1 protein-coding gene is annotated in these 682 nt (G+C 61.1%); it reads right to left on the bottom strand.

The window, feature by feature from the left end:
* Positions 1 to 682 (bottom strand): ATP-dependent metallopeptidase FtsH/Yme1/Tma family protein (locus AWB78_RS42945; protein ID WP_157697926.1); only part of this gene is annotated, 682 nt, incomplete at both ends.

Below are 682 nucleotides of genomic sequence, written 5' to 3'. Positions count from 1 at the left end.
CGGGCCGCGCCCACGCCGACGAACATTTCCACGAAGTCCGAACCCGAGATGCTGAAGAACGGCACCTTCGCCTCGCCGGCGATGGCGCGAGCCAGCAGCGTCTTACCGGTACCCGGAGGGCCGACCAGCAGCACACCACGCGGAATGCGACCGCCCAGCTTCTGGAACTTCTGCGGATCGCGCAGGAAGTCCACCAGCTCCGACACTTCTTCCTTGGCTTCGTCGCAGCCCGCGACGTCGGTGAAATTGATTGCGTTGTTGTTCTCGTCGATCAGCCGCGCGCGCGACTTGCCGAACGAAAACGCCCCGCCTTTGCCGCCCCCCTGCATCTGCCTCATCATGTAGAACCAGAAGCCGATGATCAGGATCGTCGGCCCGAGGTAGTACAGCGCGGAGACGAGCGCGTTCGGTTCATCGTCAGCCTTGCCGCTGACCTGAACGCCGTACTTCATCAAGTCGCCGACCATCCAGATGTCGCCGGGCGACACGATCTGGTATTTCTGGCCGTCGTTCGGAGTGACCGTTAGATTGCGGCCCTGAACGGTGACGTTCTTGACTTTGCCGTTCTTCGCGTCGTCCATGAACTGCGAATAGGACACACCTTCCTGGACGCGGGGCTTATCGAACTGCTTGAACACCGTAAACAGCACCAGTGCGATCACGAGCCACACTGCCGCTTTAG

It is taken from the genome of Caballeronia calidae, assembly GCF_900044055.2.
Classification (GTDB): Bacteria; Pseudomonadota; Gammaproteobacteria; order Burkholderiales; family Burkholderiaceae; genus Caballeronia; species Caballeronia calidae.
Note: the sequence above shows the minus strand (reverse complement) of the source record. Positions and strands in the feature narration are given on the sequence as shown.